Raw genomic sequence first — 16,076 nt, 5'->3', positions numbered from 1 at the left:
CTAGTTCCTTATCCAGCTCATGAAGCATGATGTTGGAGAGCAACGGGCTAAGCGGACTGCCCTGCGGTACGCCTTTCCGACGCTTGACAAGTCTCCCCTTGATGAGGATGGGAGCCCGTAGCCATTTGCGAATCAGGCGCAGGGTGAGGGGGCATTTTACCTTTCGGTAAAGCAGTTGCAGCAGCAGGCAGTGGTCCACTTCGTCAAAGAAGCTTTTCAGGTCTATGTCAACGATGTGCTGATAACCCTCGTGGATGTGCCTGTGTGCCTGCCGCACTGCCTGGTGGGCGTTGCGGTTGGGGCGGAAGCCGTAGCTGTGCTCCCTGAACTCGAGTTCGAAGAGCGGGCTTAGCACCTGGTTAGCCGCCTGTTGCAGCACCCGATCGGTGACGGTGGGAATGCCCAGCAGGCGACTCTTGCCGTTGCCCTTGGGTATCTCTACCCCCAGGATGGGTTGAGGCAGGTACCTGCCGTTGCAGATGGCGGTGGCGATGGCGTCCCTGTTTTGTTTCAGGTGCAAAGCCAGCTCCTCTAACCGCATACCGTCCACGCCAGCCGAACCTTTGTTGGCCAGCACGTGCGTGTATGCCTTGAGCATGTTGCCCCGGTGGAGTACCTTCTCGATCATCTGTTGCTGCTACTTGTACTGTAATCTCTGCCCCGCTTAAGGCAAGGCTGGCCGGGCCTCCTTGCCGAATTTAGGGCAACTTAACGTTCAGCCCTTCGTCACCCTGTGAGACCTCCGTAGCACTTACGGCTCGTTTCCAAATGACTACTATGGCTTCTGCTGACTTCTCCCTGCGTGCACGACACCGGGAGACCTCCCCAGGTAAGAGCACCTTCCTTCCTCCGATTCCTGCTGCATCTACACAAAGTCGTTTGTTGGCCAGGGGCGTTGCAAAGGGGTGCTTGCTTACCCACGACTTCCTGCCTCTTATGCAGTTTCTGTTCGTCAGTACCGGATTTTGCAGTCCCGCTTTCTTCACTGCACGCCTCACGACGAACCAGCTTGCGGCTTGCTAACAGGCTTCACCAACTCGCCTGTAAGGGACTTGCACCCTCTGGAATAATTTGCTACCTTCAGTAGCAGGTGCCCATACTGGGCGCACACAAGACCTATAAGTTAGCTACGCCATCTTATAGCAGAGCCTTACTGGCAATAATTAAAAGAATGGTTAATACTGCGCTTAGGTTTACATGGAATAGATTATTCCCATTCAACTGGGTGTTTGGACTGATTTTGTTAGTCGCCATTTGTGTACCCAGGTTTTGGCTGGTCTTAAATGCTAACCTTACCGGAAACTATGGTTGCATAGGTGCTATTATGGCCGTTTCCGCTCTTATTCCTTTTGTTCTTTTGTCTAAAGAAGGACGAAGACAGATAGAAATTACCAAGCCGTTGAATTATGCATGGGTTCTGTATTCTTTCCTGGCAGGTGTAGCAATTAGCACAATAATTTTTGCATTGGGCTATCTCTTGTACACAGACACGCTGTATAATTGGTACGTGTATATCGGAAGGTCCTATAATATTGCGACAGACTTGACTGCTCAGGATAAGCTGATTTACTTTATTGTTTTTGCTGTTACTGGAATGTGCTTTAGCCCAATTGGTGAGGAGTTGCTTTTTAGAGGAATCGTCCACTCAAGTTTCAGCTCAAGTTTAGGTGAGAAAAAGGCCACTATAATAGATAGCCTTTAATTTGCCTTAACCCATCTAGCTCATTTTGGCATTGTCTACATATATGGCAGGTGGGAATTCTTCTTTATTCCGTCCATACTTTGGGTCTTAGGAATGTTCATAACAAGTTTAGTTTTTATACAGTGCAAGAAAAAGACAGGTTCTATAATCGGTGCCATTGCCAGTCATGCAGGTTTCAATTTAGCTATGATATATTTCATCTTTTATCAACTATAAATAGATACAACCACCAACGCTACGTAGATGCCAGCCTCGGCAGAAGACCTCCACTACCGCTTACACAAGGCTGTAAAAGAACCCGCAATAACTGCTTACCACACACAATACAGGTTTAGGGTGTAAGGCTTAAATAAAAGGTAGCTTCAATATGCAAGAACGCCATTTATAGATTGCTCCCTACTTATCCCCTTTCTATAAAGAATTACAGACATAAGCACTACAAAAGGAACGCCCTTCTACAAGCTTGTAGAAGGGCGTTCCTTTTTAGCTTTATACTTAGCGCTTACTTATTTCCATCCGCCACCTAAGGCTTGATAGATATTAACCACAGCGTTCATCTGCTGCTTTTTAGTCTCGATCAGTTCAAACTTAGATTCCAGTGCCTCACGCTGCGTCAATAGCACCTCCATGTAGTCTGCCCGTGCAGACCGGAACAGGTAATTAGAGATGTCGATGGACTGCGTAAGTGCCTGCACCTGCTTTGCTTTTAAGTCGTAGCTTATTTCCAGGTTTTGGATTTTCGCTAACTGATTAGCTACTTCAACATACGCATTCAGAATAGTGCGTTCGTAATTGTAGACAGCCTGTATCTGCTTGGCGCTGGCACTACTATAAGTAGCCTTAATGGCATTTCTGTTAACCAGAGGAGCCACTAAATCACCAGCCAAAGAGTATAACAACGACTCCGGCGTTCGTAACAGGTAGGATGGGTTAAACGCTTGATAACCGATGCCAGCTGAAATGCCTAAAGAAGGGTAGAACTGCGCTTTTGCCGCCTTTACGTCCAGCTTAGATGCTGCTAACTCCAGTTCGGCCTGCTTGATATCCGGGCGGTTCGCCAACAACTGCGAAGGTAGTCCGGCTTGAATAGTGGCAGGTACCAATGTTTCAAAAGCCACATTGTCTCTCAGAATAGGCTGCGGGTAACGGCCCAGCAGAAAGTTTATCCGGTTCTCAGTCTCTGTAATCTGCTGCAGAATGTTGTACTGCAGGCTTTGGGTACTGTATACCTGTGCCTGAAACCTGCGCACCGCTAGTTCTGTAACCTTGGTTGCCTCTTTCTGCAGTTTTACAATCCGGAGGGCGTCGCTTTGTATCTCGATGTTCTGGTTGACAATAGCCAGTTGGTTGTCGAGGGCCAACAGTTCAAAGTATGAGTTAGCGATTTCGGCAATCAGGTTGGTCACCATAAAGTTTCGCCCTTCCACAGAAGAAAGGTATCTGCTTACCGCCGCTCTTTTTGCATTGTGCAGTTTACCCCAGATATCCACCTCCCAGGAAGCATAGGCCCCTAGCATATAATCAGGCAGTGGCTCAGGCATCTCTTTTCCCGGCTTTATTTCCGTGGTGGCTTCCAGGGCACCTATGTTGGTGTACCTTGGTACTTTATCTACACCGGCTGCACCTCTTATACCAACCGTTGGCAGGTACTCACCTTTCCGGGCTCTGACTTCATTTCTGGAAATCGCGATTTCCTGTAAAGTAATATTCAGCTCCTGGTTATTACTCAGTGCTGTATCAATCAGGGCAACCAAGTTGGAGTCAGTGAAATATTCCTTCCAGAGGATGGTTGCTGTGTTTGTAGAATCCTGCGAGTTGTTATAACGCGCAGGTACTGTTGTATTCGCTGTTCTTTCTACTGCAGACGGCGTTACACAAGCCGTTACTGTTAACGAAAGACAGGCAACTCCTAAACATTTATATATGATCTTCTTAAGCATGGTGGACATAATCTTCAGTTAAAGGAACTTCATCTTCATCTTTGATCAGGTGACGGCCATCTGCCAGGTTGGCGAAGATGTAGTACAATCCGGGCACGATGATAACACCGAATATTGTTCCGAAAAGCATACCCCCAAGGGCAGAGGCACCAATCGTTCTGTTACCAATAGCTCCTGCACCGGTAGCGATAATTAATGGGATCAGACCTGCAATAAAGGCGAACGAAGTCATCAGGATTGGGCGGAAACGCACTCTGGCACCTTCTATGGCAGCGTCAAATATAGAGGCCCCCTGCTGTCGCTTCAGCACGGCAAACTCTACAATCAACACAGCATTCTTGCCCAATAGACCAACCAGCATAATGAGCCCTACCTGTGCATAGATGTTATTCTCCAGCCCCATCAGCTTCAGCAACATAAACGAACCGAACACCCCAACCGGCAGCGAAAGCACCACCGCCAACGGAATAATAAAGCTCTCATACTGTGCTGCCAGCACGAAGTACACAAACATCACTACAATCAGGAACACATACAGCGCTTCGTTGCCTCTGCTTGCCTCGTCATAAGAAAGGCCTTCCCAGGCAATGTCGTATCCTTTTGGCAGTGTCTCCTTGGCAACTTCCCGGATAGCCTGTATGGCATCTGCCGTAGTATAGCCTTTGGCCGGAAGCCCTTGGATGGCGGCAGAGTTATACATGTTAAAACGTGTCACCTCGTTAGGGCCCTGCGTCTTTTTAAGCTTCATGAAGGCAGAGTATGGCACCATTTCGCCTTGGTCGTTTTTAACGTAAAGCTTCATCACATCAGATGGGAGCCTTCGGAATTGCGGGTCCGACTGAACGTATACCTTAAAGAACTGGCCAAATTTAATGAAGCCCTGCTCGTAGGTACTACCAATCATGATGTTGAGGTTTTCCATCGCGTTATCGATGGTGACTCCTTTTTGCATGGCCAGATTGTTGTCAATTTCCAGCTCATACTGCGGATAATTGGCTGCAAAGAAGGTAAACAAACCTTTGAGCTCTTTGCGCTTGCGCAGGTTATCCAGGAACTGCTGATTTATCTTGTCAAATTCATGGTAGTCGGTATCCGTGTTTTTGTCCAGCAAACGCATAGAGAAACCACCTGAAGAACCGAAGCCCGGAATAGCCGGTGGTTCAAAGAACTCTACTACGGCTCCAAGCCCTTTCGACTTCTCTTCCAGCTCTTCCATGATCTCTTTCACCGTATGATCACGGTCCGACCAGTTTTTGAGGTTAATCAGACAGGTACCTGCGTTAGAGCCCCTACCTTCCGTCATGATCTCGTAGCCTGCCAGAGAGGATACTGATTCTACGCCGTCAATTTCCTCACAAATCTTCTGCAGCTTTTGAGACACCTGGTTGGTCTTTTCAAGGGTAGATCCGGGAGGTGTCTGGATGATGGCGTAGATGGTACCCTGATCTTCGTTAGGTATAAATCCTGATGGCAGAATCTGGTTTTCGTATACTATGCCGGCACCAAACGCTAACAAGATAATCCAGGTAAGCCATTTTCTGCTGACGATTGACTTCAGTAAGCCTACATACTTTCCGGTTAATTTATCAAAGCCGTTGTTAAAGCTGTCAAGGCCACGGGTTAGCAGGTTTCGCCTCTTCGGTTTGCCATGATGATTCTTTAACAGCATAGCGCACAACACCGGCGTAAGCGTAAGGGCGATAAGGGCCGAAATAACGATAGAACTAGCCATCGTGATAGAGAACTGGCGGTAAAAAGTACCTACCGGCCCAGACATAAACGAAATCGGCAGGAACACCGAAACCATTACAGCTGTAATAGCGATAATCGCTCCGCTGATTTCACCAAGAACCTCCTGAACCGCTTTGAAAGGAGATATAAAAGGCTTTTCTTCCATTTTAGCATGGACGGCCTCTACCACCACAATCGCGTCATCCACCACAATACCGATGGCCAGCACAAGAGCGAAGAGCGTCACCAGGTTAATGGAAAGCCCGAAGAACTGAATCACGAAAAATGCCCCTACCAAGGATACTGGCACAGCCAGAATTGGTATCAGGGTAGAGCGCCAGTCGCCCAGGAAGATGAAAACGACGAGGGCAACAAGTATAAAAGCATCTCTCAGCGTGTGCACCACTTGCTCTATGGATGCATCCAGGAACTGAGAAACGTCATAGCTGATTTTGTAGTCCATGCCCGGAGGAAAGTATGGCTTCATTTCATCGAGCTGCGCTTTTACATCCGCAATCACATCACTGGCATTACTGCCATAGTTCTGCTTCAGTACAATAGCTGCCGATGGGTGGCCGTCCAGGCTAGAGTAAATATCAAAAAACTCACTACCTAACTCAACTTTGGCAATATCCTTTAAATGAATGCTTTCGCCTTTTGCATTGGCCCGGATAATGATACTTTCATACTCTTCCGGCTCGCTGTACCTGCCTTTATAAGTAAGCACATACTCCAACGACTGAGCGGCTATACCGGAGCTTTGGCCTAACCTGCCTGGGCGGCCGATTATACTTTGTTCTCCTAAGGCCTTCATTACTTCATCTACTGAAATGCTATAAGCCCGCATGCGGTCAGGGTTTAACCAGATACGCATCGCGTACCTACGGCTACCAAGTATCTGGGCTCTGGCTACCCCTTTGATCCTTTGTATCTCAGGGATCATTTTAACAGTGGCGTAGTTGAAGAGGAACTTCTCATCCATGCTCTCATTCTTAGAGTAGAGGTTGACATACATCAACATACTTGGCTGGATAGGGGTAATTACAACACCTTCGCGCTGCACCAACTCCGGCAGGAGTGGCATCACCTGGTCTACCCGCGTCTTCACCCGGACCACCGCATCATTAGGGTCCGTGCCGGGGTCAAAGATAATCCGGAGGGTAGCCTCACCGGCACTGGTGGCATCCGTAGCAATGTAGCGCATTCCTTCCACACCGTTAATCGCCTGCTCTAAGGTAATCAGCGTGGATTTTACCAGTACATCGGCACTGGATCCGGGATAGGCGATAAAGATATTTACGGTAGTAGGGGCAATGTCTGGGAATTGTGATATAGGCAATTTCTGGATAGATAATATACCTACGAACACAATCATGACCGATATTACAATAGCAAATACAGGTCTTTTTATAAACGTACTAAACATGTTTTTCGATTTTTAGGATACCCGATTACTCTGCATATAAATCCAGCTGCGACATGACAGTAGTAGGCTCCACGAACTTGTAGTGTATTTTTTCATTTTCCCGCACCAGGCGCAGGCCTTCCAGCAGGAACCTGTCGCTTTCTGCCAGGCCACCCTGTACTACATAGATATGGGGCATTTCGGCTGCTATCTTGATCTCTCGTGACCTTAGCACGCCTTCTTTATCTATCACGTACACATACTTCTTGTCCAGCACCTCAAAAGTAGCCTTCTGTGGTATGAGCAGGGCATTCGTAATTGGCACTCTCATCAGGATATTGCCTGTTTCGCCATGTCTTAACAGCCCTTTCGGGTTAGGGAAAGTGGCTCTGAAGGCAATGTTACCTGTTTCGTTATCGAAGTCGGCTTCTATGGTTTCTACCACGCCCGGGTACTCAAACTCTCTGTTGTTAGCCATCATCAAGTGCACGTTTACCTTGCTGTCGTCATGGGCAGTTGCCTGGTAATCGAGGTATTCTGCCTCTGGCACATTATAGTATACCCACATTTTACTGTTGTCTGAAAGCTCTGTAAGCAGTTCGCCTTCCTCTACCAGACTTCCCTGCCTTACACGAAAGCGGTCGATGATGCCATCAAAAGGGGCTCTGATCTCGGTGAACTGTAGGTGAACCTGTGCGAGGGATAATTCGGCTTTAGCTTTGTCGTATTTAGCCTTAGCCATCGCCAATTCGTTTGGAGACACAATGTTGCTGTCAGCCAAACTCTTTGTGTTGAGGTACTCAATGCGGGCAAAATTGGCCTCCGCCTGTGCTTTTTGCTTCTCGGCTTCGTACAGCGTGGGCATGACCTGGAACATGAGCTGGCCTGCTTTTACAAACTGCCCTTCGTCTACAAAGATCTTCTGCAAATAGCCTCTTTCCTGGGCCCTTAGTTCGATGTGACGAATGGATTGGATTTGGCTCACATAATTTTCTGTAATAGTTGTGTCCATTTTTACTGGACTAGAAACGAGGAACTCGGTTTCTTCTTCTTTCTCTTCTTTTTCTGATTGGCAGCTTGTGTGGCATAACAAGGCACACAAGCCCATAAGCATGAGAATTTTCTTCATGATAAGTAAGCGCGTTAAAACGTATGGATTGGATGTAGGATATAAATAGGATGTGTTAATGCAGTGTGCGTCAGCACCCAACAAACTTGTATTGTAGGCATCTGGCAGCAAGACTATAAATAGAAAGGGGAGGCAATAGCAATAGTAGTAGTTACTAAATGATCAAGCATCTGGAATGATCAAAATACCATATCATGGCTGATGAACTTTAATGCACTATCTCCTATGATAAAAGTATGAGAGCCGCAAAAAAGCCGTTCGCGATTATACCGTTCAGGTTAGTATATCAAACTGGGCCTGACTGTAAATGATGTGGTAACTACTGCAAGGATGCCTACAGAGGCATTAAATCATATCCTAAATACCTGGAATATGAGATAACGTCTTTTTGATGAATTGTCAGAAATGTGCTTACAGAATAGTAAGCTGGTTTTGAAGAAGCGGAAGAAATACGCCAGTGTAAGCGCATATAAAGCAGCAGTGAGGTACTTGCTATACTCTAAAAGCTTTCCTGATACAAGGTACTCTTTGTCCTCCTCCTCGATGTCGGCGGCTTCTGCGTTGAGATTTTTTTCAACTGCTGCGGCCTTAACAGTAAAGTCAGGAGCAAGATCAAGGTAGCGAAAGCTGAAATGCTGAGTCGCTTTGAAGTTAGTAAGAAAGGCACTTCCGGTATCGTGCTGATACGCCTGAGCAAAGGCTTGCCCATGTACGCTCAGCAGGAGAATACACAGAGAAAGAAAATATCTTAAGACTGCCTTTGTTATCACGGTGGCAAAACTACATCAAGTTCCACATCGACACAAGTTATGCCTATTAAATATTTGTTTAAACAATAATTTAATACTGCACTATATACCGGCCATACATAAGGGTGGCTAACAATACTTTAAAGTTTTCAGAAATTTCAATAGAAACGAAAGCACGTGTAATAAGCTATGAATAACTATTGGCAAAAGAATAAATGCTTCTCTTTGTGTAATGCATAATATCTAAGCTAGCCATTTTTGACTATACCCGCTAAAACCTACCAGATAATAGCATACTGCCTCCCCTCCTTTTTATAGATAAAAGCTTCTGCTTCGTCGAGAAGCTGCTGTTGTCTTTGCCCTGTCGTAACGAATTTCGTACTTTAGGAGGCTAATTGCTTTTTGTAAGCATTCTAACGTTAATCAAAACAGCACACATGAGACACAGATTAGTAGCCCTGTTGCTGCTGCTGGCTTTCGCCTTTACTTCGGCAATGGCGCAGCAAAGCAACCAGAAAGACAAAATCCTGCCCTACCCTATCCACCAAAAACAACTGGCAAATGGCCTGAATGTGGTAACGGTACCTTATAACAGCCCCGGCCTGGCTGCCTTTTACATTGTAGTGAGAGCAGGCTCCCGCGAGGAAGTAGAGAAAGGAAAAACTGGCTTCGCGCACTTCTTCGAGCACATGATGTTCCGGGGCACCGACAACTATTCTAAAGAAGCTTATGGCGATATCCTGAAAGCTATCGGAGCATCAGCCAACGCCAATACCTCCATCGACCGCACCGTGTACCACATGACAGGTAACGCAGAGATGCTGGATAAGATGTTCGAGATTGAGGCCGACCGTTTCCAGAACCTGAACTACAGCGTGCACGACTTTAAAACAGAAGCAGGTGCGGTAAAAGGTGAGTATACTAAGAACTCCGCCAGCCCGTACCAGCAGCTATATGAGAAGCTGGTAAGCACAGCCTTCAAAAAACATACGTACGCGCACACTACCATGGGCTTTTTTGAGGATGTGGTGGATATGCCAAACCAGTACGACTACTCCCTCACCTTCTTCGACCGTTTCTACCGTCCGGAATATGCCACTATTGTAGTGGTAGGTGATGTAACACCGGAGCGTGTAAACACTTTAGCGCAGCAATACTTCGGCGAATGGAAGCGTGGTAACTATAAGCCGACCATTGCCACAGAGCCTAAGCAAACAGAAACCCGCTATGCACACGTGAAGCAGGAAGGCTTTCCGCCATACCTCTCGCTAGGCTTCAAAGGACCGGCTTTCTCTGATAAAGACAAAGACTTGCCTGCACTGAGCATCTTGTCTACTATCCTTTTCGCTGAGAACTCTGAGCTGTACCGCAAGCTGGTGGTAGATGAGCAGAAGGCGCGCTTTATTGGCGGTGGCCCACAGTTCTCTCGCGACCCAAACCTGATATCTGTATCTGCTTCGTTGTTGGATGCCAAGGATATGCAGTATGTAAAAGATGAACTGATGAAGGCCCTGAACGAGGCCAAGACAAAGCCAATAGATGCGAAGAAGATTGAGGAAACGAAATCTCGCATCAAGTATTCCTTTGCCATGAGCATGGATAGCCCAGATGCCATTGCCAACTCACTGGCACGTTTCATCTGGCTTTCAGGCAATCCGGAGTCACTGAACAACATCTACAGCGTGTACGATACTATTACAGCGCAGGACCTGATGCATGTGGCGAAGAAGTACTTCATTCCGTCTACCATGACGGTCGGTACCATCGCGCCAGCAGAGAAATCGCCAGTTAAGTAAGGCCTTGCCAAACAAAGTATAATCTGAATAAGATATGAGCATGAAAAAAATAGCTGCCTATATACTGCCTGTTGCCTTGCTGGCCGCGTCTTGCGCCAAGCAGCCGCAGGCCTCACAGCCAACAAATACCCAAGCAACTGCTACCACCACTACAGCCACAGCGGCTCCTTTTGATGCCAACCAGGCCTTTGGACCGGGCAAAGTGGTAGAACTGAAACAGCCGGAGTCGAACAAAGTCATCATCAAGCTGATGTTCAAGAATGGCTCTATGGTAGACCCTGCCGATAAAAAAGGTCTTACCTATGCCACTGCCCAAATGATTTCAGAGTCCGGTACGCAGGACATGACCATCTCGCAGATAAAGGATAAAATCTTTCCGTGGGCTGCTTATTATGGTGCCAATGTAGACAAAGAGGTAACCACCTTTACTTTTGCTGTTCACAAGGATTTCCTGGACCAGTTTTACCCGATCGTGCGTGGCCTAATGCTGAACCCAGCTTTTGCCGAGGAGGATTTTAAGCGCGTAAAGTCGAACCAGCAGAACTTTGTAGACCAGGTAATTCGTGCTTCTTCGGATGAAGAGTACAGCAAGAAAGCTTTGGAAGACCTGCTGTTCCGTGGCACGAACTACCAACATGTAGTGGAAGGCACTTCTGCTACTGTGCCAAGTATAACTTTAGAAGATGTAAAGAGCCACTGGCGCAATTACTTTACAGAAAACAATGTGCTGATCGGTATTGCCGGTAACTACAGCGCAGAGTTCCTGAACAAACTGAAGGCTGATGTGGCACAGCTATCTGATGCAAAACCTAACATCCCGAAGCCAGGAGAACCTAACAAACCAAACGGTATACAGGTGGAGATCATCAAAAAGAGTGATGCCCTTGGCTCTGCCATTTTTACAGGTACTCCGATGCCCGTAACGCGCTCTGCCGATGATTTTGCTGCGCTGATGGTAGCCAATTCATACTTAGGTGAGCACCGCAAAAGCTACGGTAAACTGTACGACAAGATCCGTACAACCCGTTCTATGAACTACGGCGACTACTCTTACATTGAGTGGTACGACCAGGGCGGTTCTTACCAGCTGCCAAACCCAGGCGTGCCACGTGCTTCTAATTACTTTGCTCTTTGGATCAGACCAGTACAGATTGCCGAAGGCCTGAAGAAGCAGTATGCCGAGCTACAAGGTATAGATGTAGGGCATGCTCATTTTGCGCTCCGCCTGGCCGTTCGTGAGGTTGATAACCTGATTAAGAATGGCATGACACAGGAGGAGTTCGAGCTGACACGCAAGTTCCTGCGCTCTTACATGAAGCTATACATCCAGACAACTGAAAAGCAACTGGGCTTCCTGATGGACTCCCGCTTCTATGGTCGCCAGGATTACATCGAGGAAATGGACAGGCTGCTGGCAAATCTGACGGTAGAGGACGTAAATAATGCCGTGAAGAAATACTGGCAGACAGAAAACATGTTTATCACTATCGTAACCGACGATAGCGAAGCAGAGCCGCTAAAGCAGGCACTGCTAAATAATACACCATCGCCGATGAGCTATTCTAACCTTGTAAAAGAAGGGTTGCCACAAGAGGTGCTAGCCGAAGACGATGTAGTGGCTAACTATAAGCTGAACGTGAAGGATGTGAAGATTGTAGAGAGTAAAGACACCTTTAAATAGGTTGAAAGTTTGGTGAATGCCTTTTTGGGTAAGCACCTTTTAAAGTATAAAAAGCCGCAGATGATATGTCTGCGGCTTTTTAATTTACATTAGCCCAAAAGCCAGCTACTTCACTTTCACAGCAAGCGTCACCACATGGTAGCCGGCAAAAATCCCTATCCCGTTCTTAATATTGTTTGCAACCGATTCCGGTGTAGTGGAAAAATTATCCTTATACGACTGCTTCTCTAGCGTTCGCACATAATGATAGTACTCCGGTGTGATGTGTGCCACACGCACGTAAGTGGTGTTTGCAGGTAAGTTTTGCAGGTGCAACTCCAGCGGTACCGACTTACCATTAAACAGCTTATCGCTAAAAAAGTAGCGGTCTTCCATGGTAAACTCTTCTTCAAAAGGAGCTGTAAACTCCATATTTACTGATCTCCTATATGCTTTCCCTTCATAAGTCGTATCCGGCGTATAGGCTTGGATGTAGTAAAAGTTATCCTGTTCTGGGTTGTCTGCAAGTATGAAAGAAGCAGCCGTAGTCTCCTCATACATATCAGCAGCAGGAGCAACTCTGGCCGCTCTCAAATCCCTGATTATGGGACTAGCAGGCACAAAAGTAGCAGCGTCTACGGTTGTAAAACCTGCGGCACTTACCTGCATAGTATAGTGCTGTAAAGGCTGTGGCTTCTGATCTGAAGTATACTTTCCGTTACCTATACTTTGTAAGCTGGAGACGAGCTGCCCCGCCTGGTATACCTGTACCATAGCATTTGTTATAGGTTGGTGTGCCCCTGCTGAGAAGGCACTTTGGCTGGCGCTTACATCCACTACAAAAGCACTGTCTGGGTTGATAACGGAGTTGACGACCAGCCTTGGTTCATGACCAGGCAAATCCAACTCTATCACCGTCTCGCAGCTACACAAAACACTCAACAGGAGTGCCAAAATACTTATCTGCTTTCTCATCATATTCACTTAAAATTTAAAGCCATAGCTAAACGAAGGAAGTATCGGAAACAGCGATACCTGGTACAACCTGCGATCAGCATTGCCGGAAGAACTGCTGTTAAGCTGGCTCAGCTGCAAAAAGTAGGGGTTTTTACGGTTATAGGCATTGTAAACAGATATGTTCCAGGTGCGCTCGCCCCATTTCTTCTTTTTTGTGTGCGTCAGGCTCAGGTCAAGGCGGTGGTAGGCAGGCATTCTGTAGTTATTCCGCTCCCCAATATAATCTACTATTTCGACAGAGGGATGGGAGCCGTAGGGGTCATAAACAGGTTCGTTATAAGCCTTATAGTTGGCAGACGGCAAGGTGGTTACAAAACCAGTGCGGTATACCCAACTGCCGCCTATACTTAGCTTTTCACTGAACTGGTGGTTGGCCACTACGGAAATACTGTGTCGGCTGTCGTAGGTGTAAGGGTACTTCTGGCCAAAGTTGATGCTGTCTAACTGCCGCCACGACCAAGCTAAAGTATAGCCAACCCAGCCGGTGGTTTTCCCCTGCCGCTTGCGCAACATCCATTCTGTGCCATAGCTCCAGCCCCGCCCGCTCGTGATACGATTCTGGTAAGGAGGCGCTACGAAGTTAGCAAAGTTTGTCTCGGGCCCACTCCGGAAGAAATCAGAAATAAAATCAGCCCCATTTTTAAACTCGGCCACGTCCTTCATTTCCTTATAATAGACATCTGAGGTCAGCTCTAACTGCTGATTAACCACTACCGCTGCCCCAAGCGTACTCTGCCACGAGCGTTGCGGTTTCACTTTATCAGTAGCGGGAACCCAGATATCCGTAGGTGTGCCGGTAGAGGTATTACTCAGCAGATGCAGGTATTGCGCCATTGTGGCATAAGAGGCACGAATACTTACACCAGTAGCAGTAGTATAGCCTAGTGCCAGGCGTGGCTGCAGCGAAGTATAGAAGGCATCGTTCACAGCAAAACCGGAGAAATGAAGCCCTAAACTTGCCTGTAAGCGCGTACTTATTTGCATACGGTCTTCGGCATACGTGTAGAATTCATATGCCAGTATTCGGGAAAAGGAGCTGGAGTTCAGGGTAAGCGTATCTGTCTGCAGGGTAACAGACTCCGGGTTAAACTGGTGGTAAGTATAACTTCCTCCAAACCGGAAGCTGTGCTTGTTGCTGGCTATAAAGTCAAAGTCGGCTTTGGCTCCCCAGTCTCTGATACTTGATTGATACGCTACCTGGCGGTTTGTGCTGATATTTTCCTGGTTTATACTTAACTCAGACCCTTGGCTAAAGCTGTAGCGGCTGTGTATAAGTGTTACATTGCTGAACAATTTTGTTCCGAACACATGGTTCCAACGCAGGGCACCAGTTCCATTTCCCCAGCGTAACTTGAAAAGCTGCGTTTCGTTTTGGCTGGCACCTTCAAACTCCTGCTTGTCTGTAAACCTGTCCTGCCCACCATACAAACTCAGGTATACCCTGTCTTTAGCCGAGAAGGTATGATTAAGCTTCGCGTTGATATCGTAGAAATTATACTTGCTGATTGTCTCACCGCTCATGGCAGCTGCTGCGGCGGATAAAATATCCAAGTAGGTTCGGCGGGCAGCCAGTAGAAAAGAAGTCTTATCGCTTTTTAGTGGCCCTTCCAACAGTAGTTTTGACGAGATGAGCCCTATGGCACCCTCTCCCCCAAAGTGCTGGTTATTTCCTTCCTTCAGCTGCACATCTACTACCGAGGATAGCCTGCCACCGTAAGGAGCCGGAAAACCACCTTTGATCACATCCACCGTTTTAATGGCATCAGGATTAAAAACAGAGAACATGCCGAGCAAGTGTGACACGTTATAAACCGGCACGCCATCGAGCAGGATCAGGTTCTGATCCGGGCTGCCGCCGCGTACGATCAGATCAGAAGATCCTTCGCGCCCTGCCTGCACCCCCGGCATGAGCTGTATAGCTTTGATGGCGTCTGCTTCACCCATCAGGCGTGGCAACCGCTTCAGTTCCGTACTGCGCATGGTGAGGCGGTTGGCCTGTTGCAGATCTGTTATCCGCTCCGCTACTACCTGTACTTCCTCCAGCTCATTCGCCAGCGGCTGTAGCTTGATGGTTATGGTGGTGTCATTTGCTAAAGGTGCTGCAACAGCCAGTGCTTTCGGAAGATATCCTATATAGCGCACCTGTAGTTGCAGGGGGCTATCATCAGGTACACGAAGGCTATAAAAGCCATAGGTATTGGTAGAGGTTCCTATCGCCCCAGCCGACACCAAAGCTCCCGCTAAGCGTTCACCCGACTGCTCATCCTGCACAAAGCCGCTGATTGTTCTGCTGCCGGCATTGCTTTGGGCAACCAGGCCGCTGCCAACGCTTAAGAAAAAGCATAGGAACAGGTATAAACGCTGTATCATGTACCCGTATGCTTAGCGCTCTAGCACTATGCCTACCCGCACCTGTTTGGTTACAGGGTTTGCACCAGCAGGCTTTCGGACTACAATTAAGTTGCCTTCCAATTCTAACCTGTTGTCGCTTCTCTGTACTATTTTATACTTATCGGAGTAGTTATAGGTGTTGTAGTTACCCGTATGAAACATCCCCAGTTCTTTTCCTCCTTCAAAAACGTTAAAAGTTAAGGCACTGCTGGCTTGCGCATTAAATGTATAGGTACCGGGACAGGATTTAGCGGCGTCGTCTAAATCACAGGATGTAAAGCTGATGGTGCCGGAAGTTGGCAGCTTGGTCGTATCCTGTGTCAGGTGGGTTACCTGCTCCAGTTGCCATGTACCATCAAGTTTGTTTAAGGTTTTCTGGTCTTTATCGCACCCAGCAATAAAGACCGAAGCAGTGCAAATAACCGCACTCCAAAATGTAAAGTTTGTTTTCATAACAGAGATAATAGCACAGCTTAATCTATACTTAAAGAAGGATGCTTTACCATATCACATAACCTGTTATGATAAAGCACCTTAGCATACTCACATTAATAAT

11 protein-coding genes are annotated in these 16,076 nt (G+C 47.3%); 3 read left to right on the top strand and 8 right to left on the bottom strand.

Translation table 11 applies throughout. The annotated features are described in order from the left end of the window. The coding region (locus tag ACFQ2O_RS12955; protein ID WP_377528258.1) for a reverse transcriptase domain-containing protein at window positions 1-598 on the bottom strand (598 nt) is incomplete at its 3' end. 627 nt (window positions 599-1,225) lie between these two features. On the opposite strand from ACFQ2O_RS12955, the gene ACFQ2O_RS12950 reads away from it, so the two are divergent. Next, a complete protein-coding gene (locus ACFQ2O_RS12950; protein WP_377528256.1) occupies window positions 1,226-1,702 on the top strand; it encodes a hypothetical protein in 477 nt (158 codons plus the stop codon). Window positions 1,703-2,208: 506 nt separating this feature from the next. Here ACFQ2O_RS12950 and ACFQ2O_RS12945 read toward each other — a convergent pair. The 4 genes from ACFQ2O_RS12945 to ACFQ2O_RS12930 all read right to left on the bottom strand — a co-directional run bounded on the left by ACFQ2O_RS12945 (window position 2,209) and on the right by ACFQ2O_RS12930 (window position 8,677). After that, window positions 2,209-3,642, bottom strand: a complete 1,434-nt coding sequence (locus tag ACFQ2O_RS12945) for a TolC family protein (protein WP_377528254.1) — start codon at window positions 3,640-3,642, stop codon at window positions 2,209-2,211. After that, window positions 3,635-6,799 carry an efflux RND transporter permease subunit gene (locus ACFQ2O_RS12940; protein WP_377528252.1) on the bottom strand — a complete coding sequence of 1,055 codons (3,165 nt, stop codon included), beginning with the start codon at window positions 6,797-6,799 and terminating at the stop codon, window positions 3,635-3,637. The genes ACFQ2O_RS12945 and ACFQ2O_RS12940 overlap by 8 nt, the downstream gene beginning before the upstream one ends. 25 nt (window positions 6,800-6,824) lie before the next feature. Then, window positions 6,825-7,907 (bottom strand): efflux RND transporter periplasmic adaptor subunit, encoded by a 1,083-nt coding sequence (locus ACFQ2O_RS12935; RefSeq protein WP_377528250.1) that lies wholly within the window; start codon window positions 7,905-7,907, stop codon window positions 6,825-6,827. A gap of 350 nt (window positions 7,908-8,257) precedes the next feature. After that, entirely contained in the window at window positions 8,258-8,677 is a 420-nt protein-coding gene (locus tag ACFQ2O_RS12930; protein ID WP_377528248.1) for a hypothetical protein, read from the bottom strand. Between the two features lie 416 nt (window positions 8,678-9,093). On the opposite strand from ACFQ2O_RS12930, the gene ACFQ2O_RS12925 reads away from it, so the two are divergent. Continuing rightward, on the top strand, window positions 9,094-10,452 hold the full coding sequence (locus ACFQ2O_RS12925) for a M16 family metallopeptidase (protein ID WP_377528246.1): 1,359 nt from the start codon (window positions 9,094-9,096) through the stop codon (window positions 10,450-10,452). Window positions 10,453-10,486: 34 nt separating this feature from the next. Further along, a complete protein-coding gene (locus ACFQ2O_RS12920; protein ID WP_377528244.1) occupies window positions 10,487-12,133 on the top strand; it encodes a M16 family metallopeptidase in 1,647 nt (548 codons plus the stop codon). Window positions 12,134-12,238: 105 nt separating this feature from the next. Here the strand turns inward: ACFQ2O_RS12920 and ACFQ2O_RS12915 are convergent, their stop codons facing one another. The 3 genes from ACFQ2O_RS12915 to ACFQ2O_RS12905 are packed head-to-tail and all read right to left on the bottom strand — an operon-like array spanning window position 12,239 to window position 15,973. Continuing rightward, window positions 12,239-13,090, bottom strand: a complete 852-nt coding sequence (locus ACFQ2O_RS12915; RefSeq protein WP_377528242.1) for a DUF4249 domain-containing protein — start codon at window positions 13,088-13,090, stop codon at window positions 12,239-12,241. Between the two features lie 6 nt (window positions 13,091-13,096). Continuing rightward, window positions 13,097-15,499, bottom strand: a complete 2,403-nt coding sequence (locus ACFQ2O_RS12910) for a TonB-dependent receptor (RefSeq protein WP_377528240.1) — start codon at window positions 15,497-15,499, stop codon at window positions 13,097-13,099. A 12-nt stretch (window positions 15,500-15,511) separates the two neighbouring features. Next, complete coding sequence (locus ACFQ2O_RS12905) at window positions 15,512-15,973, bottom strand: hypothetical protein (protein ID WP_377528238.1); 462 nt, start codon at window positions 15,971-15,973, stop codon at window positions 15,512-15,514. Window positions 15,974-16,076: the final 103 nt, after the last annotated feature.

Source organism: Pontibacter rugosus, from assembly GCF_042678745.1.
In the GTDB taxonomy this organism is placed as follows: domain Bacteria; phylum Bacteroidota; class Bacteroidia; order Cytophagales; family Hymenobacteraceae; genus Pontibacter; species Pontibacter rugosus.
This window is presented reverse-complemented; position numbering and strand designations above follow the sequence as displayed.